Raw genomic sequence first — 23,714 nt, 5'->3', positions numbered from 1 at the left:
CTATCGGTGAACCTGAACCCCTCACCCGGATCGCCGAGGCGATCCGACCTCTCCCCATGGGAGAGGTGAAAAGTGTACCTCAGCTACCGCCCCATCGCCCACACCGAGAGCATCGCGATGACGATGGCGACGAACTGCAGCAGCACACGCAGCCGCATCAGCTTCTGCGACGTGTTCGGCGAGCCGCCCTTCATCATGTTGATGAGGCCGAGCAGGAGTACCAGCGCGACGGCGCCGACGGCGATGGGAAGAACGATCATGCTGAGGACGGATGTCATCTGCGGTACATAACACCGCAGGACGCGGACTTCCACACAGCTCCGCCATGCAACCAACTGGCTTTTCAATGCGTAATATCAGATGCTGGGTCCGTCCTCGGACCGAGCGGTTTTCGACAATGCCGGGTGGAATGTGAAGCAGCTTCGTTACGTCACCCACGTCGTGATGGATGCCTTTTACACGTTCCTCGCCGACGACGGCTGGGCGATCGCGAGCCACATCGCGCTGTCGACCCTGATGGCGCTGTTTCCGTTCCTGATCGTGCTGACATCGGTGGCCGGCTTCTTCGGCTCCAAGCAGCTCGCCGACCAGGCGGTCGGGCTGTTGCTGCAGGTCTGGCCGGATCAGGTCGCCGGGGCATTGTCCGGCCAGATCCACGACGTGCTGACCAACACCCGCGGCGACATCCTGACCATCGGCGCGGTGCTCGCGGTCTATTTCGCCTCCAACGGCGTCGAGGCGCTGCGGGTGGCACTCAACCGCGCCTACGCCGTGATCGAACCGCGGCGCTGGTACTGGCTGCGGCTGGAATCGATCGGCTACACGCTGGTCGCGGCGTTCACCTCGCTCGCGATGGCTTTCCTTATCGTGCTCGGGCCGCTGATCATCGAGGCAGCGCGGCGCTATATTCCGTTCTTCGTCGAATCCAACGAGAGCCTGCTCAACACCGCCCGTTACGGCATCACGATCCTGGCGCTGGTCGTCGCGCTGTTCATCCTGCATGCCTGGCTGCCGGCGGGCCGCCGCAGCTTCACGCAGATCCTGCCCGGCATCATCTTCACCGTGGTGGCGTCGCTGATCTCGGGCATCGGCTTCGGCATGTACCTGGCGCGCTTCGCCAACAACTACGTGACGATGTATGCGGGGCTCGCCTCGGTGATCATCGCGCTGGTGTTCCTGTATTTCATCGCCGCGATCTTCGTGTTCGGCGGCGAATTGAACGCGGCGATCATCAAGTCGCGGCTGCCGCACGGCGTGTCGCTTCATGCAGCGCAGTTGCGAGTGCCCGCGGAGAAACAGGCTTGACCAGGAAGGCGTCGGCGCCGGCGGCGCGCGCGGCGGCTTCGTCCTCGGCACGGCCGGAAATCCCGACGATCACGATACGGCCGTGCGGCGGCGGCAGCGCGCGGATGCGCCTGATCGTTTCGACACCGCCGATGCCGGGCAGCACCATGTCCATCAGCACGGCGTCGAAGGCGCCCTGTCCGAGCTTATCCGGTGCGGCCTCGCCCTGACCGACGAATTCGGCGTAATGACCAAGTTCGGTCAGGATCGTATTGAGCACGACGCGGCCGAACGGGTTGTCCTCGACGCTCAGCAGCCGCAATCCCTGCGCTGCATGCGCCGCGGTACCTTCGCTCGACGTGGCGCCGGTCCGCCCTTCGGCCGGCGCCAGCACCACGTTAAGCGTGAAGACGGTCCCGCCGCCCACGCGCTGCGCCGCGACGACGTCCCCGCCCATGGCGCGCGCGAGCTGCCGGACCGAAGACAGGCCGAGCCCGGCGCCGCCGAACCGTGCGGCGATCGAGACATTGGCCTGCGAGAATGGCCGGAACAGGCGCTTGACCTCGGATAGCGTCAGGCCAATGCCGCTGTCGGAGATCACAAAGGCAACGCCGATCTTGCCACCGGTTTTGCCACCGTTCTTGGCCTTGGCCGCGCGCACCGGCGCGACATTGAGCTCGATGCAGCCCTGCGCGGTGAACTTGACGGCGTTGTCGATCAGGTTCTCCAACGCCGCGCGCAGGCGGACGGGATCGCCAATCGCGAAGGTAGGCAGTCTGTCGGAGACCTCGACCGAGGCCTGCAATCCCTTGGCCGCCGCGCGGCCGGCCAGCGAATCCGCGGCCTGGCGTGCCAGCGTGCGCAGGTCGAAGAATTCCTGCCGGATCTCGAGCCCCGGTCCCTCGCTGCGGGCCGCATCGACGAACAGGGTCGCAAGGCTGGCCAGATGCTCGGCGCCGGCCTTGATGGTGTCGACCCAGCGCCGCTCGCGCTCGCCGAGATCCGACGTCGCGAGCAGATTGCTGATCGCGAGGATTCCGGTCAGCGGCGTCCGCACCTCATGGGCAAAGGCGGCGAGCGCCGTCTCGACCATGCCGGCCGCGGCCTTCGCGGAGGCCTTTCGCACCGGCCGTTTGCGGCGCGGCTTGGCTGCCACCTTGGCGGCGCGTGTTTTGGCAGTGCGTGGTTTGGCGGCGCGTGTCTTCGGCGGCAGCCTTTTGGATGGCCGCTTGCTGCGCCGTACGCGCGATTTTGACGCCATGGTCTCAGTGATCCCCGCCCCGGACGACAACATGGCATGCCAGACGTGCCGGAGTCACGGCGGCGTTTGCGGCCTGCCGCCACGACGCGCCATGATGGTAACCGCGATCGAATTCGCCCGGGGATCTACCGCAAACCGACCAGGCGGCGGACGTCAGCCGGGCTTGCGCCCTCCGCGCGTAACTCGCGCAGTCCGGTCGCCTGGGTCGATTTCGACAGTTTCTGGCCGGCTGCGTCGCGGATCAGGCGGTGGTGCCGGTAGGCCGGCACTGGCAAGCCAAGCAGCTCCTGCAACAGACGATGCACGCTGGTCGACCAGAATAGGTCAACGCCCCTGACCACATCCGTGACGCCTTGCAGCGCGTCGTCGATCACGACCGAGAGATGGTAGCTGGTTGGGGTCTCCTTGCGCGCCAGGACCACGTCGCCCCAAGCCTCCGGCCGGGCTGCGACGTCTCCGCTCTCGCCGGCCGGCCCCTCACCCGTTTCGTGCCAGCGCAAGCCGCCCGCGCGGCCGCAGGCTGCGGCCATATCGAGCCGCAGCGTGAACGGCGCACCCTGCCCGATCAGCCGGTCGCGCGCCTCGGCCGACAACGATTTGGCCGTCCCCGGATAAAGCGGCGCGCCGTCGGGATCGCGCGGCCACGCGCCGCCGGCCTCGCGTTCCCTGACCAGCCGCGCGATGTCGGCGCGGCTCTCGAAACTCGGATAGACCAGCCCCTGCGCCGACAGGCGGTCGATCGCTGCGCCATAGGCGGCAAAATGCTCCGACTGCCGCCGCACCGGGGTCTCCCAGGTGATCCCAAGCCAGGCGAGATCCTCATAGATCGCCCGCTCGAATTCAGGTCGGCAGCGCGTCGCGTCGATGTCCTCGATCCGCAGCAGCAAGCGTCCGCCCGCGTCACGCGCCAAATCGTGGTTGAGCAGCGCGGAATAGGCGTGGCCGAGATGCAGGTGGCCGTTGGGGCTTGGTGCGAAACGGAAGACGGATGGCATGGCGTTTGATCGCGCGACTGGACAAGACTCTGTTACGATAGGAGATGGATGCGCGGGTCAAGCCCGCGCATGACACATGCCGAAGCCGATCCCGCAATGCTGATTCATCTCGAAACCCAGGCCGACCTCGACGAAGCGGTCCAGAAGCTGGTCGACCAGGATCGGCGCCTGCGTCCGATCCTCGAATCGACCGGGATGCCGGCGATCCGGCAGCGTGAGCCCGGTTTTGCGGGGCTTGCCGCGATCATCTGCGGCCAGCAGCTCTCGACCGCGAGTGCTGCGGCGATCTGGGGACGCGTCAGCAAGGCGTTCGATCCGTTCCACCATGAAGCGATCCGCAAGGCGCGCGCCGACCGGCTCGGCCGGCTCGGGCTGTCGGCGGCCAAGATCAAGACGCTGAAGCACATCGCGCGCGAGCTCGCCGAGGAGCGGCTGAACCTCGACGTGCTCGCCAACGAGGAGGCCGATGCCGCGCACAATACGCTGATCGCGCTGCCCGGAATCGGCCCGTGGACCGCCGACGTCTATCTGCTGTTCTGCCTCGGCCATGGCGATGCCTGGCCGGCGGGCGATCTCGCCGTGCAGGAGGCGGTCAAGGTCGGGCTCGGGCTGAAGGAGCGGCCGACGCCGAAGCAGATGGCGCCGCTTGCCGAGCCCTGGCGCCCATTGCGCGGCGCCGCCGCCCATCTGTGGTGGGCCTATTACCGCGTGCTCAAGAATCGCGAGGGTGTGATCGCCGGTGCGAAGTAGGGTGTCGTCAAGAAAAACGCACCAATGGTATGATCGCGTGATATAGCATCAGCGTGGAGATACTTATTCAATTTGCCGGCCCCGCCCATTTAGCACGCCCAGCACATCCTTCCTGCAAGGAGGACTGACCTGGTTTCCCTTCGCATCCCGCTTGCGCTGCTCTCGATATCGCTCGGCGCCGTCGCTGCGGTCTGGTGGTGGCTGGGCATCCCGGTCAACCTGGTGCGCGCACCGATCGATCCGAACGATAAGGTTCAGTGCATCTCCTACGCCCCGTTCCGAAACAATCAGACATCACTTTCGCCGGAAACGCAGGTCTCGCCGGACCAGATCGCGGAAGATCTCGCCCAGCTTGCGAAGATCTCCCACTGCATCCGGACCTACGCGACCGATCTCGGTCTCGATCAGATTCCCGGACTCGCGGCCAAGGCGGGACTGAAAGTCATCCAGGGCATTTTTCTCGACCGGGACCGCAAGAAAAACGCGACGCAGGTTGAAACGGCGATTCGCCTCGCCAAGGAATACCCGGACACGATCATCGCGCTCGTGGTCGGCAACGAAGTCCTGTTGCGCAAGGAAATGTCGGCGTCCGATCTCGCCGCCCTGATCCGCTCGATCAAGGCGCAGGTCTCGATCCCCGTCACCTATGCCGACGTCTGGGAGTTCTGGCTGAGCAACCGCGAGTTGGCCGACGTCGTCGACTTCGTCACGATTCACATCCTGCCGTACTGGGAGAATATTCCGATCGCAGCGGAACACGCCGCCGCGCACGCCGACGAGATGCGCCGGCAGGTCGCGGCGGTTTTTCCGGGCAAGGAAATCTTCATCGGCGAAATCGGTTGGCCGAGCGAGGGACGGATGCGCGAGTCCGCGCTGCCGTCGCGCATCAATCAGGCACGGGTGGTCTCGGAGGTGCTCGACCTTGCCCGCCGCGAGCATTTCCGCGTCAACCTGTTCGAGGCCTATGACGAAGGCTGGAAGCGCGAGATCGAGGGCACCATCGGCGGATCTTGGGGCCTGTTCGATTCCGAAGAACGCACGCTGAAATATCCGGCTGGCGTGCCGATCAGCAATTTTCCGTCCTGGAAATTGCAGATGGGCAGCGGAATGGCGCTGGCGATCCTGGTGTTCGGCGCGGCATGGCTGACCTTGCGCCGCAAGCCGAGGACGCCCGGATTCGCATCATGGCTTGCGGTCGGAGTATCGGCGACCACCGCCGGGATCCTGTTCGGGGTCGCCGCCCAGCGGATGATCTATGAAAGCTACGGAACGGGCGGCTGGCTTATTTGGGGCTCGCTTCTGGTGGCGGCAACCGCCTCGCCGGTGTTCGGCGCCAACGCCCTGATGTCGGGTCGCGCACCGCCGAGTTTCCAGGAGTTGTTGGGGCCGAAGGGCTACCACACCGAGACGGTTCTGGTGACGTTGCACGGATTGGCCCTGATCGTCACCGTCGTGATCGGGACGGCGGCGGCCGTCGGCCTTGTGTTCGATCCGCGCTTCATCGATTTCCCGTTTGCGCCGCTCACCATGGCGGCGGTGCCGTTTGCGGCGATGACGCTGCTCAATCCTCCTACGAAGGGAAGCCGCCCGCTGGCGGAATCGATCTTCGCCGGCATCTTTGTCGGAGCCGCCGTCTATACGCTCCTCAACGAAGGGCTCGAGAACTGGCAGGCGCTGTGGACATGCGCGATCTTTGTCCTGCTTGCGGGGACGCTGTGGCAGGCGCGGGCCTGAGACTGCCGGTCTAGCCGCGCAGCCTGACGCGATCCTCGCGCGCGCAGTCGGTGACGAAGCCGATGACGGCCCGCACCGAGGGAAGCTCGACCAGGTCGGGATGGGCGAGCAGCCAGAGATCGGAGAGGCTCGATAGCTTTTGCGGCGCGACCCGAACCAGATCGGGATAATCGGCTCCGACCAGGCAGGACAGCGCGCAAATCCCGAGCCCGGCCCGCGCCGCCGCCAGCATGTCGCCCTGCGAGGAACAACGCATCACCAGCGTGCCCTGCCGTGTGACGACATCGCTCCACCGCGCCAGCCGCACATTCGAGGCCTGGTCGGCAAACCCGATCACGCTGTGGCCTTTCCATTCATCCGGCCGCTCCGGAAGCTTGCGCCCGGCCGCGTAGAGGCGCGAGGCATAGAAGCCGGCGCCGAGCCGTCCGATCCTGCGGCCGATCAGGTTCTCGTCTCCCGCATCGACCGGCCGCAGCACCACGTCGGCCTCGCGGCGGCGCACGCTCGCTGGAAACGGATGCGTGATGATCTCCAGCTGGATGTTGGCATGATCGCGCAGGAACGGACCGAGCCGCGGCATCAGCCAGTGCGCGGCAAGCGTCGCGCCGATCGAGAGTTTCACGACGCCACGGGCTTGCTCACCGGTCGCAGACGCCGAGGCTTCCGCGCGCAGGGCCGCCGCGGCCATCGCTTCAGCGTGCTCGCGGAACTTGCGGCCTTGCGAGGTCAGCGACAACCCATCGTTGGAACGCGCGAACAGTCGGGTCCCGAGCTGCTTCTCCAGCGCCGCGACGTTGCGGCCGACGGTGGGGTGGCTGATGCGCAGCCGCCGGGCCGCCCCGGCAAGGCTGCGCGTCTCCGCCACCGCGACGAACGTCTTGCAAAGCTCCCAGTCCATGCCGCTCGCCTTCCCAGCGCGCCACCGTTCATTTCTGGCCTATCTGCCGTTCAATATTGAACGTCATAACGCAGCCGTCCAGCCTTATATTGCCGCGCAAGAGAGCCCGGCGCTCCAGCCATCACAACGCATCGCGATCCGCTCCGGCTACCCGGCCGGGCGGTCCACCCATGGAGGATCCGAGACATGTCGCTGCCTGCTTCGCTCGCCAACAAGCTTGAACTGCCGGTCGTCGGCTCCCCGCTGTTCATCGTCTCGGGACCGGAGCTCGTGATCGCGCAGTGCAAGGCCGGCATCATCGGCTCGTTCCCGGCGCTGAACGCCCGCCCGGTCGAGAAGCTCGGCGAATGGCTGACGCAGATCGAGAACGAGCTCGGCGAATACCAGGCGCTGCATCCGGAGAAGAAGGTCGCGCCCTACGCGGTCAACCAGATCTGCCACGCCTCCAACGACCGGCTGATGCACGACATGGAAACCTGCGTGAAGCACAAGGTGCCTGTGATCATCACCTCGCTGCGCCCGCCGTCCGAGATCGTCGAGGCCGCGCATTCCTATGGCGGCGTCGTGTTCCACGACGTCATCAATGTGAAGCACGCGCGCAAGGCCGCCGAGCAGGGCGTCGACGGATTGATCCTGGTTTGCGCCGGCGCCGGCGGCCATGCCGGCACGCTGTCGCCGTTCGCGCTGGTGCGCGAGGTCAAGCAATGGTTCAAGGGCACGATCCTGCTGTCGGGCGCGATCTCCGACGGCTGGAGCATCGCATCCGCGCTCGCGCTCGGCGCCGACCTCGCCTATGTCGGCACCCGCTTCATCGCCACCGAGGAAGCCAACGCCGACATCAGGTACAAGCAGGCGCTGACCGAATACGCTGCGCACGACATCGTCTATTCGAACCTGTTCACCGGCGTGCACGGCAACTACCTCGGACCGTCGATCGCGGCCGCCGGCCTCGATCCGGCCAACCTGCCGGTCGCCGACAAGACCAAGATGAATTTCGGCTCCGGCGGCAACACCAAGGCCAAGGCCTGGCGCGACATCTGGGGTTCGGGCCAGGGCATCGGTCAGATCGTCGACGCCCCGCCGGTCGCCGAGCTGGTGGCGCGGCTGAAGGCGGAGTACACCGAGGCCCGCAACGATTTCCTGCGGGCCAGCGCCTGACCTTGGACGATCGCCTGGAGAAGCGCAGCATGATCATCAGCGGCGACAGACAGATCAGCTATGGCGACATTCACGCCCGCATCGCGCGGGCGGCCACCGGCTTCCGCGCGCTCGGCGTACGCGACGGCAAGCCGGTCGGTATGATGCTGCGCAACGATTTCGCGCTGTTCGAGGTGGTCGCGGCCTCAGCCGCGCTCGGCAGTCCGGTGGTGCCGATCAACTGGCATCTGAAGGCCGACGAGGTCGCCTACATCCTCACGGACAGCGGTTCCGACACGCTGGTCTGTCACGCCGACCTGCTGCCGCAGATCCGCGACGGGCTGCCGCCGGGAATCAAACTGCTGGTTGTGACCACGCCACCCGAGATCGCCACGGCCTATGGCGTCGCGCCCGCGCTCACACGCGTGCCTGACGGCATGACCGATTGGGACATCTGGCGAGAGACGCACCAACCGCTGGCCGACGCACCGATCGGCGCAGCGCCGATGTTCTACACCTCGGGCACAACAGGATTGCCGAAGGGCGTCAAGCGCAAGCCGATGCGGCCCGAGCAGCAGGCGGCGGCCGCGCGCGTCGGGGCCCTCACCTACGGCGTCAAGCCGAACGAGGACCAGGTGATCCTGATGAACGGCCCGATGTACCATTCGGCGCCGCACTCTTACGGCATGCTCGCCTTCCGGAACGGCTGCACGATCGTGCTGGAGCCGCGCTTCGATCCCGAGGATCTGCTGCAGCTGATCGCGCGCCACCATGTCACGCATATGCACATGGTGCCGACCATGTTCGTGCGGCTGCTGCGATTGCCCGAGGAGACGCGCCGCCGCTACGACCTGTCGTCGCTGCGCTTCATCGTGCATGGCGCGGCGCCCTGCCCGGTCGACGTCAAGCGGGCGATGATCGAGTGGTGGGGACCCGTCATCAACGAATATCTCGGCTCCACCGAGACCGGCATTCCGGTCTGGCATTCGTCGGCCGAAGCGCTGGCCAAGCCCGGCACGGTCGGCCGCGCCATCGAGGGCGGCATCGTCAAGATATTCCGTCCCGACGGCACGCAATGCGACATCGGCGAGCCCGGCGAGATCTTCATGCGCCAGACCGCGATCTCGGATTTCGATTACCATGGCAACGCCAAGGCGCGCGCCGAGGCCGACCGCGACGACCTGATCAGCGTCGGCGATGTCGGCTATCTCGACGCGGACGGCTATCTGTTCCTGTGCGACCGCAAGCGCGACATGGTGATCTCGGGCGGCGTCAACATCTATCCCGCCGAGATCGAGAATGCCCTGATCGGAATGGCAGGCGTCCGCGACTGCGCGGTGTTCGGCGTTCCCGACGACGAGTATGGCGAGCGGCTGTTCGCCTGTGTCGAGCCGGAAGCCGGCAGCGCACTGTCGGCTGCAGCGATCCAGGACTTTCTGCGCGGCAAGCTCGCCAATTTCAAGGTGCCGCGCGACATCCGCTTCATGGACGCGCTGCCGCGCGAGGCGACCGGCAAGATCTTCAAGCGCAAGCTGCGCGACCTCTACCGCGAGGGTCAGCTCAGCTGAGCAGGGCGACCGGGGAACAAACGGCGTTTGAAACTTAGTTGCTGTTGCAAAAGGCCGGCAATCGACGCCACGATGCGCCCGCATCGAAGCTGGGATCATCGCCATGAACTCGACCGACTTCATCGTCATCCGCAACGACCTGCAGCAGTGCAAGGTGATCGAGACGCAGTTGCCCGATGCCGCGGCGCTGCCGGCCGACGCGCTGCTGGTGAAGGTCACCCGCTTCGCCTTCACCGCCAACAACATCACCTACGCCGTGATCGGCGAGCAGCTGAAATACTGGCATCTGTTCCCGGCGCCCGAAGGCTACGGCATCATCCCGGTATGGGGCTTTGGCGAGGTGCTGGCCTCGAAGCACCCGAATGTCGCAGTCGGCGAAACGCTATTCGGCTATTTCCCGATGGCGACCCATCTGGTGATCGAGGCGGCCGACGTCAGCAAGCGCGGCTTGCGCGATGGCGCCGCGCACCGGCAGGAGGTCTCGCCGGTCTACAACAACTATGCCCGCATCTCCGGCGATCCCACCTATGCCGGCCGGCAGGGCGATTTCCGCGCGCTGCTGCTGCCGCTGTTCATGCTGTCGTTCCTGGTCGACGACGCCCTCGCCGAGAATGAATTCTACGGCGCGCGCCGCGTCATCCTGTCGTCGGCCTCGAGCAAGACCGCGTTCGGCCTCGCCCATCTCCTGCACAAACGGGGCATCCGGGTGATCGGGCTGACCTCCAAGGGCAATGTCGATTTCGTCAGCTCGCTCGGTTGCTATGACGAGGTCGTCACCTACGACCAGATCGCCGCGATCCCGGCGGCCGAGCCGGTTGCCTATGTCGACATGGCCGGCAACAGCGCGCTGCGCGAGAGCCTGCACCGGCACTTCGGCGCGCAGATGGTCTATTCCGGCCGGGTTGGCCTCACACATCGCGCGAGCGAGCCGGACGAGCCGACGCTGCCTGGCGCCAAACCGGTGTGGTTCTTCGCGCCGGACCAGATCCGCAAGCGCGCCAAGGAATGGGGTCCCGGTGGCATCGACCAGCGCTTCGGCGCAGCATGGACGGAGCTCGCACCACATCTGCCGAACTGGCTAGATGTCGTCGAGCGGCGCGGCCCGGCCGCGGTGCGCGAGGCCTATCTCGATACCCTGCAAGGCCGCGTTCCGCCGGATCAAGGCTTGATCCTGTCGCTGGCCGAATAGGCGCTATCCCGTCACGCCCTTTCTGCAGCCTCGCCAATGGGTATAGGCTTGCAGCCAAGGGAACGCCGCCAAGAAAATGTCACCAAGCGGCCGATGACGAGAAACGCCCAATGCTCGACAAGACGGACGATATTTCGGTCGCCGCCGACAATTGGCTTGTGCAGTTCGAGGATGCGCTGGCCGGCCCCGACGATGTGCTGCTGAAGCCGCTGTTCCATCCCGACAGCTACTGGCGCGACGTGCTGGCGTTGAGCTGGAACATCCAGACCGTCAACCGCGCCTTTGCCATCATCGAGGAACTGCCGGCGCATGCGCGTCGCAGCGCGCCGCACGACTTCCGCATCGACGCCGATCGTGCCCCGCCGCGCCGGGTCACGCGCGCCGGCACCGACGCGATCGAGGCGATCTTCAAATTCGAGACGGCCATTGGCCGCGGCCATGGCATCGTGCGGCTGATCGCCGACGCAGCCGATGGCGACCGCTTGAAAGCCTGGACATTGCTGACGGCACTCGAGGAGCTGAAGGGCTTTGAGGAGCAACAGGGCCACAACCGGCCGCGCGGACAGGCCCATTCCCGCGACTTTCGTGGACCGAACTGGCTCGACCTGCGCAAGGCATCCACTGAGTATGCCGACCGCGATCCTGATGTGCTGGTGGTCGGCGGCGGACAGGCGGGGCTTGCGATCGCCGCGCGGCTGCAAGCGCTCAAGATCGACGCGCTGATCGTCGACCGCGAGGCGCGCGTCGGCGACAATTGGCGCAAGCGCTACCACGCGCTGACCCTGCACAACCAGGTCCAGGTCAATCATTTGCCCTACATGCCGTTCCCGCCGAACTGGCCGACCTACATTCCGAAGGACAAGCTCGCCAACTGGTTCGAATCCTATGTCGACGCCATGGAGCTGAACTTCTGGACCGGCACGGAATTCGTCGGCGGCAGCTATGACGACGCACAGGGACGCTGGACCGCCGAGCTGCGCCGCGCCGACGGCACGACGCGCAAAATGCGGCCGCGCCATATCGTGATGGCGACCGGCGTCAGCGGTATCCCCAATTTGCCCGACATCCCCGGCCTGAAGAATTTTGGCGGCAAGGTTATGCATTCCAGCCACTACGAGGACGGCGAGACCTGGACCGGCAGGCGTGCGATGGTGATCGGCACCGGCAACAGCGGCCACGACATCGCGCAGGACCTGCATTCCTCCGGCGCCGAGGTGACGCTGGTGCAGCGCTCCTCGACGCTGATCACCAATATCGAGCCGTCGGCGCAGCTTGCCTATGCCGCCTACAATGAAGGCACGCTCGAGGACAATGACCTGATCGCGACCTCGATGCCGCTGGCGCTCGCCAAGCGTAGCCACGTGCTGATCACCGAGCAGTCGAAGGAGCTCGACAAGCCGTTGCTCGACGGCCTCGCCCGCCGGGGCTTCAAGCTCGATTTCGGCGACGGCGGCACCGGCTGGCAGTTCAAATACCTGACCCGCGGCGGCGGCTATTACTTCAACGTCGGCTGCTCCGATCTCGTCGCGAGCGGCGCGGTCGGACTGAAGCAGTTTGCCGACATCGAAGCCTTCGTGAGCGAAGGCGCGCGGCTGAAGAGCGGCGAAACGGTTGCAGCCGATCTGATCGTGCTCGCGACCGGCTACCGGCCGCAGGAAGAGCTGGTGAAGAAGCTGTTCGGCGAGGCCATGGCCGCGCGCGTCGGCCCGATCTGGGGCTTCGGCGACGGCCAGGAGCTGCGCAACATGTACACCCGCACGCCGCAGCCCGGCCTGTGGTTCATCGCCGGCAGCCTCGCGCAATGCCGCATCAACTCGCGCTATCTCGCGCTGCAGATCAAGGCGATCGAGGAAAGCCTGTTGCCGCGCGATGTCGGGCCGGTAGCGAAGTTGACCTAACCAACCCGTCATTCCGGAGCGCGACCCGGAATCCATCGAGCCACAAACTCAGCGGATGAATGGATTCCGGGCCTGCGCTTTGCGCATCCTCAGGTGCGCAATTGCGCACCGGGGAATCACGAGAAGAGAGGACGTACAATGCCAACCATCCTCGGTGCCGGCGAGCACCGTTATCGTGTCATCGAGAACTTCGCGAAACTGCCCGACGGCTGGAGCCTGACGGATGTCGCCTCCGTCGCGGTCGACAGCAAGGACCGCGTCTATGTCTTCAACCGCGGCGACCATCCGATGGTGGTGCTCGACCGCGAGGGAAATTTCATCCGGAGCTGGGGCGAAGACGTGTTCTCGCGCGCGCATGGCCTGTACATCGACGCCGACGACAATCTCTATTGCACCGATGACGGCGACCACACCGTGCGCAAATGCTCCACCGACGGCAAGGTGCTGCTGACGATCGGCATCCCGAACAGGCCGGCGCCGTTCATGAGCGGCGAGCCGTTCCACCGCTGCACCCATACCGCGCTGTCGCCGAAGGGCGAGATCTACGTCTCGGACGGCTACGGCAATGCCTGTGTCCACAAGTACACGCCGGATGGAAAGCTGATCAAGACCTGGGGCGAGCCCGGCACCGATCCCGGCCAGTTCAACATCGTGCACAACATCGCGACCGATGCCGACGGCTTCGTCTACGTCGCCGACCGCGAGAACCACCGTGTCCAGGTGTTCGACGGCAACGGCAGATACGAGACACAGTGGAACAACCTGCACCGGCCCTGCGCGCTGTGCTGCTGCGGTGGCGGCAAGCAGCCGAACTTCGTGATCGGCGAGCTCGGCCCCGGCATGGCGGTCAACCGCAGGGTGCCCAATCTCGGCCCGCGGCTGTCGATCGTGGATCACACCGGCAAGCGCATCGCCCGGCTCGGCGGCGAGCACGGCCCGGGCGTCGAGACCGGCAAATTCCTGGCGCCGCACGGCCTGGCGCTGGATTCGCGCGGCGACATCTATGTCGGCGAGGTCGGCGTCACCGACTGGAAGACCAGCTTTCCGGACACCGAAATGCCCGCCGCGGTGCGCGTGACGCGGTGCCTGCAAAAGCTGGAACGGGTGACGGGGTAGCCGCGCTGGATTGAAGCAGAGCGCCTAGCGTATCACCGTCACCCTGAGGTGGCCGCTTCTTCAGCGGCCCTCGAAGGGTCGACGGCCCGGCTGGTGGCCGCTCATCCTTCGAGGCTCGCAAGAGCTCGCACCTCAGGATGACGGGTCTGATAGTGTGCGACAGCCAACAGATCGACCCGCGAAAATCAAACCTCGCCGATCACCTCGCGGCGGCGCTGCTCGGATTCTTCCGCATAGCGCCGCATCGCGTGGGCTTCGGTGAGCAGGCCGATGGGCCGCCGGTCGCCGTCGCCCTCGATCACGGCGAGCGATTCCGCTTCGGCCGCGTCGAACACCGCGATCGCCTCCTGCACGTTCATGCCGGGATGCAGCACCACGTCGGCATAGCGCAGGATGGCGGCAAGACCCTTGCCGGCCTCGAGATCGGGCGCGTGCGCCTCCGCGACCAGCGCGAGCCCGGCATAACGTCCCTCGCCGTCGACCGCGACGATCTGGGTCTTCGAGCCGGGCGGGAATTCCTCGCGGAACGCCTCGATCGGCATCGCCGCCGCGACCGTGATCATGTCCTGGCGCATCATTTTGCCGACGGTGAGATCGCGGATCCAGCCGATATCGGCGGCGCTGCGGATGGTCTCGCCGCGCAGATGCAGCCGCCAGGTCGCGAACGAATAGCCGAACAGCTCGCGCGTGATCGTGGTCGAGATGATGACCGCGACCAGCACCGCGGTGGTGAGCCAGAGGTTGCCGGTGGATTCCAGCGCAATGAACGACATCGTCAGCGGACCGCCGATCACCGAGGCCGACAGCGCGCTCATGCCGATCACCGCATAGGCATTGGGATCGAGGTTGAGCCCCGGCCACACGATGTCGACGCCGGCCGCGAACAGCCGGCCGCCGAGCGCGCCCATGAACAGCGTGGCGAAGAACAATCCGCCGCGAAAGCCGGAGCCGAGCGAAACGATCGAGGCGATCGCCTTCAATGCGAACACGCCGGCGATGAAGGTGAGCGGCATCGCCACGATGCCGGCGAAACGCAACGCGCCGTGGCCCGACGACATCACCTGCGGCGTCAGCAGCGCCATCGCGCCGACCGCAAGCCCGCCGAGCGCCGGCCGCAGCGGTTGCCAGAGCCGGGTCTTGGTGAGCAGCGCCTCGCACAGCGTCACCCCGCGCATGATCGCAATGCCGGTCAGTGCCGCGACCATGCCGAGCAGCGCGGCAATCGCAAGATCCCGCCCGAGCACGTCGCCGACGGTTCCGACGCCGACACCGAGCGGTAGCGGCTCGAAGGCATGGGCGACGAAGTATCCGGTCACCGCCGCCACGCCGACCGGGGTCAGGCTCGCCGGTGTGTAGCCGCCGATCACAAGTTCGAAAGCATAGAAGGCGCCCGCCAGCGGCGCGCTGAAGGCGCCGGCGATCGCCGCCGCCGCGCCGCAGCCGACCATGATTCGCTGGTCGTTGCGGCGGAGGTGAAAGCCGCGGCCGAGCGAGGCGGCCATTCCGCTGGACAATTGCGTGTAGCCGGCCTCGAGCCCGACCGAGCCGCCGACGCCGCTCGACCAGATCGTCTGCAGCGCCACGATCACGCTGCCGCGGAACGACATTCGCCCGCCATACAGCGCGTTGGCCTCGATCGGGTCGATCTCGCGGGCCGGGCGGACCCGGAGCAGCAGCAGGAACGCAATTCCCAGCAGCAGGCCGCCGACCGTGGGAACCAGAAGCGCACGCACCGGATCGATGCTCACCTGACTCGACAGCCGTTCGCCCAGCGGGATATTGAACAGCACCGAATGCAGCACCGTGACGAGGCTGCTCATGACCGCCACCACGAGGCCGCCAATGGCGCCGATCAGCACCGCCAGCACCACGAGACTCGTCTCGTGCGCGCGGACGAATGCGCGCAACCGGCGCGGGGCCTCGAGATAGCTTGTGGTCGTGGTCATCGGCAGGGGTCCGTCACTGGCCGAGGGGCTTGCGGCTCCCTTTACGGGCCTCGCGGGCAGGAGGCAATCGGGGCAGGAACATGGCAGGGGACGGCGGATAAGCTGCTCATTGCTCTTCACAATCCCGTCACGCTGCCTGTAGTATGTGAGTGCATGCTGCTTCGCAGCTAATGGGAGTCAGGAGCGTTATTTGAACGCACATGTCTCACAAGGCGGTTGGCCGGTGCTGGTGCTGAATGCGGACTTCCGGCCGCTGAGTTATTACCCGCTGTCGCTCTGGTCCTGGCAGGACGCGATCAAGGCGGTGTTCCTCGATCGTGTCAACATCGTGGAATATTACGACCGGGCGGTCCGAAGTCCGTCCTTCGAAATCCAGTTACCGAGCGTCGTATCCCTCAAGTCCTTCGTCAAGCCGACCACCCACCCCGCCTTCACCCGGTTCAACGTTTTCCTGCGCGACCGATTCAGCTGCCAATACTGCCTGTCGGCCGACGACCTCACCTTCGATCACATCATTCCGCGCAGCAAGGGTGGCCAGACCACCTGGGAGAACGTCGTCGCCGCCTGCTCGCCGTGCAATCTGCGCAAGGGCAATCTGACGCCGCAGCAGGCCAAGATGTTTCCGAAGCAGACGCCCTATGCACCCACCGTGCACCAGCTCCACCGCAACGGCCGGCTGTTCCCGCCGAACTATCTGCATGAGAGCTGGCTCGATTATCTCTACTGGGATACTGAGCTCGATCCGTAGGGCGCGGCAGCGCAGAGGATCCGTGCCGGCGGGATCGTTCTGGAAGCGCAGTCGGCCTCAAGGCTGGGCACTCGGCGCCGGCTGTCCCGGCGGGAGGAGCTGTCCGGCCAGGACCACGCCGAATGTTGCAATCGCCGCCATCGCAAGCGTCCAGCTGACATACAACTGGTGACCGATCAGTGCACCGCTCAGCAGCGGCGCGCAGATGTTGGCGCCCGACATCAGCGATTGGTTGAGGCCCATGATCATGCCTTGCCGGTTGATCGCCGTGCTGCGCGACAATTCGGCGGTCAACGTGCTGCGTGCGAACATCATGCCGACGATGATCAGCGTCAGGAGGGCCACAAGCAGGCTGATCCGCTCTGCGAATGCCAATCCCGAAAGCCCGATCGCCATGCAGGCAAACGCGGCCAGGACAATGACCCGGTCAGACGCGAAAATGTTCGCACGCGTGATCAGGAGGCATTGCACGACCATGTTGATGAAGCCGGCATAGGCGAATACGGCGCCGAGCTCGCGTGCGCCGAAGGAATGTCCATCCCAGCTGAACCGCGCCGACAGGAACAGGCCGATCTGCGACAGGAACATCGAATTCACGAAGAAGAACACGATGAGCAGGACGAGCACGCGCCACGCATAGCGTAGCCCGACGATCATGCGCGCCGGCGTCGGCTCGGGCACCCGCTGCTGGTAGAGCGGCTCGGCGGCCGGATGGTCCGGCGACAGCAGAACGATGGTGGCAACAATGCTGATCAGTGACAATGCCGCGGCAGCCCATACCGGTACGCTGTCGCCGTAATGGACAAGGAGGCCCGAGAGTGCAGGGCCGACCAGCAGGCCGGTCCCGATCGCACCGCTGGTCATGCCAAGCGCCTGCTTGCGGGCCCGCGGCGCACTGTGCTCGGCCGCATAGGCGTGAGCCACCGAGATGTTGCCGGATGTCAGCCCGTCGATGATCCGGGCCAGGAACACAAGCGTCAGATTGCCCGCAATGGCGAGCAGGACGAAGCCGATGCAGGTGCCAATCTGACTCACGACCAGCACGTTGCGGCGGCCGTAGCGATCGGAGAGCACGCCGACAATCGGACCGGCGATCAGCTGACAGACTGCATAGACTGAGATCAGCGCGCCGATCACGAATGGCGTCGCGCCAAGCCGCTGCGAGTAGAAGGGCAGCAACGGCAGGATGATGCCTAATCCCGTGGCGTCCACGGCCACGACGATGAAGGTCGGGAACAGCGCAAGGCTGCCCTCGCCGCGAAATTCTTCGCCCATTCCTGCCGTGGAGCTCGTACCCATTGCCGCTTGCTCGATCGCTTTTGCGTGATCACCGGACTATTCCAGGCAATATAGTTGCATCCTAATAGTTCGCATCCTATCTAATTTGCATGCCTCCTTCGCAATCCCTTATCCACGCCGAGATCGGCCGCCTGATCACCTGGCTCGCCCGGATCTGGCGTCGCGAGTCGGATCAGGCGCTGTCGGATCACGGCCTGTCCTACGCGACGGCAATTCCGCTGCTGGTGCTGTCGCGGCAGGGGGAAAACGTCCGCCAGGGCGTGCTGGCCGACGAACTGGGCATCGAGGGGGCTTCACTGGTGCGGCTGATCGATCTGCTCGAGTCCGAAGGCCTGGTCGAGCGTCGCGAGGACCCGACCGATCGGCGCGCCAAGACGCTGCATCTCACCGCCGCCGGCGAAGCCAAGGTCGAGGAGACCAACCGGGTACTGCGCCGGGTGCGGGCCAGCCTGCTGAAGGATATCGGCAGCGAGGAACTTGCGATAACCTTCGAGACGCTGCAACGCATCGAGCAGCGGGCGCGCCGCCTGCAGGACGCCAACACTACTGCAGCCAGGACCGCTCCGGCCAGGACGGCTCAAGAGACGAAATAGTCATGCGCGCGGAAGAGCCGTTCCTGGTCCGCCACGCGGACCTCATCTTCGCGTTGAAGACGTTCGCCGCGTCGATGCTGGCGCTCGTCATCGCATTGGCGATCGATCTGCCGCGCCCTTATTGGGCGATGGCGACGGTCTACATCACGTCACAGCCGCTGGCCGGCGCGACCAGCTCGAAGGCGTTCTTCCGCGTGATCGGCACCCTGGTCGGCGCGACCATGACGGTCGCGATGGTGCCGAACCTAATCAATGCGCCGGAGCTCTTGTGCCTCGCGATCGCGCTCTGGGTCGGGCTCTGCCTTTATTTGTCGCTGCTCGACGGCACGCCGCGCAGCTATGTCTTCATGCTGGGCGGATATACCGTCGCGCTGATCGGCTTTCCGTCGGTGGCCGCGCCGGGTAGCATCTTCGACGTCGCGCTGGCGCGGGTCGAGGAGATCTCGCTCGGTATCATCTGTGCGAGCCTGGTCTCGACCGTGGTGTTTCCGCGCAGCGTCGCGCCGGCGGTCGGCGGCCGCGTCAGAAGCTGGCTGTCGGATGCACGACGCCTGTCCCGCGACGTGCTGCTGGATCGCGGGACCAGCGAGACGCGCCGGGCCCAACGCCTCCGCCTTGCGACCGACATCGTCGAGATCGATACGCTGGCGACCCATCTCGCCTATGACAGGTTGGCCGACGCCGGCACCGTGCGTGGCCTCGGAGAAGTCCGGCTGCGCATGCTGATGCTGTTGCCGATCATCACGTCGATCGAAGACCGGCTTGCCGCACTCGGCGAGGCGGCCCTGCAAAGGCAGCCGGAGCTCCGGCGGCTGATCGACGATCTCGCGGCATGGATCGTCGACGATGATCGCCAGCGGCAATCCGGCGAGCAGATCCGCGCCGCGATCGCCGAGCGGCAAACCGCGCTCGACGGCGTCGCGCCGCGCGAGCGCATCATCACGATCAGCCTGCTGCTCCGGCTACGTGAGCTCGTCGACATCTCGGCCGACTGCCGGGCAGTGGGCGATGCGATCGCCGCGGGCCAGAATATCTCCACCGTGCCGCTGGCGTTCCACCCGGAGTCGGGGGCCGCGCCGGTCCGTCATCGCGACCACGGCATGGCGCTGTGGTCGGCCGCAGGCGCAGCGGTGGCAATCCTGATCTGCTGCGCTCTGTGGATTGCGACCGGCTGGCCCGATGGCGCGTCGGCGCCGATGATGGCGGCGGTCGCCTGCTGCTTCTTCGCGGCGCAGGATGAGCCGGCGCGCAGCATCCGGGCCTTCGGCCTGTTTTCGCTGGTCGCCATCGTCGTCGTCGCGATCTATCAGTTCGCGCTGGTGCCGGGCATCTCACACGTCGAGGTCCTGATCGCCGCGCTGGCGCCAACCTTTCTCACATACGGCCTCCTGATCGCACGGCCGAAAACCGCGCCGATCGGCTCGGCTCTCGCCGTCAACACTGCGACGCTGCTCGCGCTGCAATCGACCTACAGCGCGGATTTTGCCAGTTTTGCCAACAGCTCCGTCGCCTTCTTCCTCGGTATCGTCATCGCCGAGATCGTGACGCGGGTCGCGCGCGGCGTCGGCGCCGAATGGATCGCCAAGCGGCTGATGTCGTCGAGCTGGCAGACGCTCGCGGACGCGGCCGAGCGGCGCGGCCGCGGCGATCGCGCGCAGTTTGCCGGCCTGATGCTGCATCGGCTCGGACTATTGGTCCAGCGTATCGCCTTCATCTCCGAGAGCGACCGCCGCGATGCCGACAGCCTGGTGCAGCTGCGCATCGGGCTCAACATCATCGACCTCAGGCGAGCCCGTTACGGCCTCGCCGCATCGACCGTGCGTGCCATCGACGACATGCTGGACGACCTCGCGGCGGCGTTTCGCGCCCATGCGGACGAGGCAATGCCGACCGAACTGCTGACATGCATCGATGCGGCGCTGACCGCCGTCGTCAAGGATCCCAATGCGCGTGCGCGGGACCATGCGTTGCTCGGCCTCGTCGGTATCCGCCGCGGCCTGTTTCCGGATGCACCCGCGTATCGATCGCAGCCCGAGGAGAGCTTTGCTGCATGAGGTATGAGATCGACATCTACGGCGTGCTGATTCCGGCGCTGCTGCTCTGGCTCATCGTTGCCTACGCGCTGAGTGCCGGGATCAGCCGGATCATGCAGCGCTTCGGGCTCTACCGGCTGGTCTGGCATCGCGCGCTGTTCAATTTCGCACTGTACGTATGCCTCTTGGGCGTCGTCGTTTATCTTTCGGAGTTTCTGCCATGAAGGGGAATTTCGCCTGGCTCGGCCGGGTCGCGCTGACCGCGATCGCGCTCGTCGCCGCGCTCGCCGTCGCTCACGGGCTCTGGGTCTATTATATGGAATCGCCCTGGACCCGCGACGGCAGGGTCCGCGCCGACGTGGTTCAGGTTGCTCCCGATGTATCCGGCTTCGTGACCGACGTGCTGGTCAAGGACAATCAGCAAGTGCATCGTGGCGATATCCTGTTCCGGATCGACCGCGCGCGCTTTGCCCTGGCGTTGCAACAGGCCGATGCGGCGGTCGCCGGTCATCGCGCGACGCTGGACCAGGCTGACTCGGACCTCAGACGCTACAGCGCGCTGACCACCGATGCGGTGTCGCAGCAGAAGCAGGAGCAGGTTCTGGCCACGCAGTTGCAGGCCAAGGCCGCCTACGACCAGGCGGTCGCCGATCGTGCCGTCGCGCAGCTCAACCTGGATCGCAGCGAGGTACACGCATCGGTGAACGGCACCATCACAAACATGGAGCTGCGGCCCGGCGCCTATGTCACCGCGGGCAAGGGCGTGATGGCTCTGGTCGACAGCGATACGCTGCATGTGGAAGGCTATTTCGAGGAGACCAAGCTCGCGCGCATTCGCGTCGGCGACAAGGCAGAGGTCCGTCTGATGGGCGAGCCGGTCCGGCTCACCGGACATGTCGAGAGCATTGCAGCCGGCATCGAGGATCGCGACCGCGGGCAAGGCGCGAACCTGCTCGCGAACGTCAATCCGACCTTCAGCTGGGTCCGGCTCGCGCAACGCGTCCCGGTACGCATCGCGCTCGATCGCCTGCCGGATCGGATCGCGCTGGTCGCCGGCCGTTCGGCAACGGTCGAGATCATGAACTAGCCGGCCGCATCGCACAGGCGGCTACGGCCTCAAGCCGGCGCCCTTGCTGCGGCCTCCGTCAGCAAGTGCGTCTACGGCACGCCGTACCGTTTGAAATCGTCGCCGATGCCGTCTTGAATAGCCTTGGCCGCCGAGATGTCGACATTGCCGCCGGCCTTGTCGCCCTGTTTCAGCTTCGCCAGCCCGCGTCCATAGAGCGCGCTGGCCAGCTTCGGATCGATGCGAAGCGCGGAACTATAGTCGTCGACGGCCGCGCGCAGCTCGCCGGTCTTCAGATAGATCAGGCCACGGGAGTCGTAAGTCGCGGCGTCGGCCGACCCCGATTGTAGCGCCTTGTTGCAATCCTCCAGCGCCGCCTGCAACTCGCCGAGGATGGCCCGGCTCCAGCAGCGTCCGTTCCACACGCCGTCGAGCTTCGGCTCGAGGCGAATGGCCTGATCGTAATCCTGCGCCGCGCGGTCATATTGATGTTTCTTCAGATAGGCCCGGGCACGGTTGGCGAAGGCTTCGCCGTAGTTCGGGTTGAGCTTGATGGCCTGATCGAAAGCATCGGTCGCGCGGTCGTAGTCGCGTTTCCTGAAATAGGCCACGCCACGGTTGTTGAACGGCTTGGTGTAGGTTGGATTGAGCTCGATCGATCGATCAAAATCCCGGATGGCGCGGTCGTAGTCCGCCTTGGCGGCATAGGCATTGCCACGGTTGTTGTAGGCGATCGCGAGGCCAGCCGGCGTCATGTCCTGCTCCGCATCGATCAGCGCCGTGCACGCACCGATGCGCGCGTCGGCCTGCGCGTGGTCGAGGCCGCTGCACAGCTCGATGTTCCGCAGGTAATTGTTCCGTTGCTTCGGGTTCTGCGCGCCCGCCGGCGATGCGAGCCACAGCAGAATGAAAAGCGCCGCCAGGCCGCCACTCGCACCGGTAGCTGCACGAGGCCTCATGTCGGGCTCCGGTCTTGACGACCCGCCGTCGTCGATTTCCGTGAGTAGCCGCTCAAGATCAACGCCTTGTTCGCCTAGCACCCGCGACAGACGTTCGGATTGAACCTGTGGGAGGTGTCTTGCTCGGGTTGCCGCGCGGCCCGTGTCGCGGGCTTTCTGAGAAGCTTGCTCTTGCCCTCTTCCACCAATGTCGCGAACCTCACCGTTCCATCATCCGATATTTCGATGCGTGGCGTCGTGCCGCGGATACCCATCGTTGCGGCGGGCGTGTCGATCTGCATGTCACCGGTCTTCGCGATATTGCCGGCAACAAAGGTGAACGTTCCATTGGCCAATTTGAACAGGGTCGAATTCGACTTGCCGTTCGGGTCGTAGACGAACTCGGTCATCGCCATCTTGGCATTGCTCGACAGGTTGAACGAGGTGCCGTCGGTGAAATTGATCCCGACCCGTCCATCGGCTCCGGTCTGCACGACATCGCCCTGATAGACGAGGTCGCCGACCTTCGCCCGGGGCCGCTGATCCGACAGCGCGGCCTGAACGACGACTTCACTCGCATGCTCGATCGTGACCAAACCGGTGGCCGTCACGACTTTCCCGATGAGCTTCGCCGGCGAATTTTGAACCGCAGGTTGGGCCGGCTCGGTTTGCGCCAGCACCGGAGCAGACGTCAGTGTTACGAGCGTGAAAATGATGCATGCGAGCAATTGAACAATGAAACGGATGCGCACGATCCCCTCCTTTGAGAAGATCTTGTCGTGTCGCGGCTCGACGGTGATCCGGACCGCCGGGCCGAGACCGCAGGACCTTGAGTGCTGAACGAGCTGCTGCAAACAGACCTAAAGGCCTGCTGTAGTTCGAATAATAATTAATATGTGGACAATTTACTCCGTAATTATACTATTAATTTCGTGGGGGTGCACTCGCGTTAATGGGACAGTCATTCTGACATTTCCCCGATCGCTCCCCGCAGGACTGCAATTCGATTTTCACTACCGAATTTAGTTTCAATCAGGACGTTTCGGCGGGCAAGCCTATGGCGGCCGGTGCGGGGATTATTCACCTCGTGGCGACGGCAAGCCAGACCAAAAAAACTGCGGCGCCACCTTCCGCCTGAGCTGCTCAGCAGGCGAAAAGCCAATGTTAGTCGCGTCCGGCGTAGCGTTCGGGGACGCGAGCTCGGCCGTGTTCGGCCGGCTGCCCCGAGTGGTTGGGATTGTTCAGACGGCGATCGGCTCCG

At 65.4% G+C, this 23,714-nt stretch carries 21 protein-coding genes; 13 read left to right on the top strand and 8 right to left on the bottom strand.

All coding sequences use genetic code 11. The annotated features are described in order from the left end of the window. Positions 1 to 83: 83 nt before the first annotated feature. Positions 84 to 278: a twin transmembrane helix small protein gene (locus H8A92_RS26220; RefSeq protein ID WP_229198438.1), complete on the bottom strand. Its 195-nt coding sequence runs from the start codon at positions 276 to 278 to the stop codon at positions 84 to 86. Positions 279 to 444: 166 nt separating this feature from the next. Here H8A92_RS26220 and H8A92_RS26215 point away from each other — a divergent pair, with 166 nt between their 5' ends. Continuing rightward, the gene (locus H8A92_RS26215) at positions 445 to 1,305 is read left to right on the top strand and encodes a YihY/virulence factor BrkB family protein (RefSeq protein WP_420831369.1); all 861 of its coding nucleotides are present in this window, start codon (positions 445 to 447) and stop codon (positions 1,303 to 1,305) included. Here H8A92_RS26215 and H8A92_RS26210 read toward each other — a convergent pair. After that, the gene (locus tag H8A92_RS26210) at positions 1,232 to 2,545 is read right to left on the bottom strand and encodes an ATP-binding protein (RefSeq protein WP_229198436.1); all 1,314 of its coding nucleotides are present in this window, start codon (positions 2,543 to 2,545) and stop codon (positions 1,232 to 1,234) included. The genes H8A92_RS26215 and H8A92_RS26210 overlap by 74 nt on opposite strands. Before the next feature lie 125 nt (positions 2,546 to 2,670). Beyond that, positions 2,671 to 3,540 (bottom strand): tRNA glutamyl-Q(34) synthetase GluQRS, encoded by an 870-nt coding sequence (gluQRS, locus tag H8A92_RS26205; RefSeq protein WP_229198435.1) that lies wholly within the window; start codon positions 3,538 to 3,540, stop codon positions 2,671 to 2,673. A 96-nt stretch (positions 3,541 to 3,636) separates the two neighbouring features. Here gluQRS and H8A92_RS26200 point away from each other — a divergent pair, with 96 nt between their 5' ends. Together H8A92_RS26200 and H8A92_RS26195 are read left to right on the top strand one after the other, a co-directional pair. Then, positions 3,637 to 4,290, top strand: a complete 654-nt coding sequence (locus H8A92_RS26200) for a DNA-3-methyladenine glycosylase family protein (protein WP_229198449.1) — start codon at positions 3,637 to 3,639, stop codon at positions 4,288 to 4,290. A gap of 129 nt (positions 4,291 to 4,419) precedes the next feature. After that, entirely contained in the window at positions 4,420 to 6,024 is a 1,605-nt protein-coding gene (locus tag H8A92_RS26195) for a glycoside hydrolase family 17 protein (RefSeq protein ID WP_229198448.1), read from the top strand. A gap of 10 nt (positions 6,025 to 6,034) precedes the next feature. Here the strand turns inward: H8A92_RS26195 and H8A92_RS26190 are convergent, their stop codons facing one another. Then, positions 6,035 to 6,922, bottom strand: coding sequence for a LysR family transcriptional regulator (locus H8A92_RS26190; RefSeq protein ID WP_229198434.1), 888 nt, complete (start codon positions 6,920 to 6,922; stop codon positions 6,035 to 6,037). 186 nt (positions 6,923 to 7,108) lie between these two features. Between H8A92_RS26190 and H8A92_RS26185 the strand changes: the two genes are divergently transcribed. The 5 genes from H8A92_RS26185 to H8A92_RS26165 all read left to right on the top strand — a co-directional run bounded on the left by H8A92_RS26185 (position 7,109) and on the right by H8A92_RS26165 (position 13,830). Beyond that, on the top strand, positions 7,109 to 8,080 hold the full coding sequence (locus H8A92_RS26185; protein WP_229198433.1) for an NAD(P)H-dependent flavin oxidoreductase: 972 nt from the start codon (positions 7,109 to 7,111) through the stop codon (positions 8,078 to 8,080). A gap of 29 nt (positions 8,081 to 8,109) precedes the next feature. Further along, positions 8,110 to 9,627, top strand: coding sequence for an acyl-CoA synthetase (locus H8A92_RS26180; protein ID WP_229198447.1), 1,518 nt, complete (start codon positions 8,110 to 8,112; stop codon positions 9,625 to 9,627). 103 nt (positions 9,628 to 9,730) lie between these two features. Then, on the top strand, positions 9,731 to 10,816 hold the full coding sequence (locus tag H8A92_RS26175) for a DUF2855 family protein (RefSeq protein WP_229198432.1): 1,086 nt from the start codon (positions 9,731 to 9,733) through the stop codon (positions 10,814 to 10,816). 110 nt (positions 10,817 to 10,926) lie between these two features. Next, a complete protein-coding gene (locus tag H8A92_RS26170; RefSeq protein ID WP_229198431.1) occupies positions 10,927 to 12,714 on the top strand; it encodes a flavin-containing monooxygenase in 1,788 nt (595 codons plus the stop codon). A gap of 138 nt (positions 12,715 to 12,852) precedes the next feature. Beyond that, positions 12,853 to 13,830 (top strand): peptidyl-alpha-hydroxyglycine alpha-amidating lyase family protein, encoded by a 978-nt coding sequence (locus H8A92_RS26165; protein ID WP_229198430.1) that lies wholly within the window; start codon positions 12,853 to 12,855, stop codon positions 13,828 to 13,830. Between the two features lie 185 nt (positions 13,831 to 14,015). On the opposite strand, the gene H8A92_RS26160 is transcribed toward H8A92_RS26165, so the two are convergent. Next, positions 14,016 to 15,776, bottom strand: coding sequence for a chloride channel protein (locus tag H8A92_RS26160; protein ID WP_229198429.1), 1,761 nt, complete (start codon positions 15,774 to 15,776; stop codon positions 14,016 to 14,018). Between the two features lie 190 nt (positions 15,777 to 15,966). Here H8A92_RS26160 and H8A92_RS26155 point away from each other — a divergent pair, with 190 nt between their 5' ends. Further along, positions 15,967 to 16,524, top strand: a complete 558-nt coding sequence (locus H8A92_RS26155) for an HNH endonuclease (protein WP_139486795.1) — start codon at positions 15,967 to 15,969, stop codon at positions 16,522 to 16,524. 57 nt (positions 16,525 to 16,581) lie between these two features. Here the strand turns inward: H8A92_RS26155 and H8A92_RS26150 are convergent, their stop codons facing one another. Further along, complete coding sequence (locus H8A92_RS26150) at positions 16,582 to 17,823, bottom strand: MFS transporter (RefSeq protein ID WP_229198428.1); 1,242 nt, start codon at positions 17,821 to 17,823, stop codon at positions 16,582 to 16,584. An 89-nt stretch (positions 17,824 to 17,912) separates the two neighbouring features. On the opposite strand from H8A92_RS26150, the gene H8A92_RS26145 reads away from it, so the two are divergent. From H8A92_RS26145 to H8A92_RS26130, 4 genes are read left to right on the top strand one after another with little or no spacing between them, the layout of a single operon-like run. Continuing rightward, on the top strand, positions 17,913 to 18,416 hold the full coding sequence (locus tag H8A92_RS26145; protein WP_229198427.1) for a MarR family winged helix-turn-helix transcriptional regulator: 504 nt from the start codon (positions 17,913 to 17,915) through the stop codon (positions 18,414 to 18,416). A 2-nt stretch (positions 18,417 to 18,418) separates the two neighbouring features. Beyond that, the gene (locus H8A92_RS26140; protein WP_229198426.1) at positions 18,419 to 20,470 is read left to right on the top strand and encodes an FUSC family protein; all 2,052 of its coding nucleotides are present in this window, start codon (positions 18,419 to 18,421) and stop codon (positions 20,468 to 20,470) included. Continuing rightward, positions 20,467 to 20,673 carry a DUF1656 domain-containing protein gene (locus H8A92_RS26135; protein WP_229198425.1) on the top strand — a complete coding sequence of 69 codons (207 nt, stop codon included), beginning with the start codon at positions 20,467 to 20,469 and terminating at the stop codon, positions 20,671 to 20,673. Before H8A92_RS26140 ends, H8A92_RS26135 begins: the two co-directional genes overlap by 4 nt. Then, entirely contained in the window at positions 20,670 to 21,536 is an 867-nt protein-coding gene (locus tag H8A92_RS26130; protein WP_229198424.1) for an efflux RND transporter periplasmic adaptor subunit, read from the top strand. Before H8A92_RS26135 ends, H8A92_RS26130 begins: the two co-directional genes overlap by 4 nt. Before the next feature lie 71 nt (positions 21,537 to 21,607). Here H8A92_RS26130 and H8A92_RS26125 read toward each other — a convergent pair whose 3' ends face one another. Further along, positions 21,608 to 22,474, bottom strand: a complete 867-nt coding sequence (locus H8A92_RS26125) for a tetratricopeptide repeat protein (protein WP_229198423.1) — start codon at positions 22,472 to 22,474, stop codon at positions 21,608 to 21,610. 74 nt (positions 22,475 to 22,548) lie between these two features. Further along, positions 22,549 to 23,205, bottom strand: a complete 657-nt coding sequence (locus H8A92_RS26120) for a FecR family protein (RefSeq protein ID WP_229198422.1) — start codon at positions 23,203 to 23,205, stop codon at positions 22,549 to 22,551. Positions 23,206 to 23,714 lie beyond the last annotated feature (509 nt).

Origin of the sequence: Bradyrhizobium acaciae (genome assembly GCF_020889785.1) — a bacterium.
GTDB classification, from domain to species: domain Bacteria; phylum Pseudomonadota; class Alphaproteobacteria; order Rhizobiales; family Xanthobacteraceae; genus Bradyrhizobium; species Bradyrhizobium acaciae.
The sequence above is the reverse complement of the archived record's forward strand: the minus strand, read 5'-3'. Positions and strand labels throughout refer to the sequence as shown.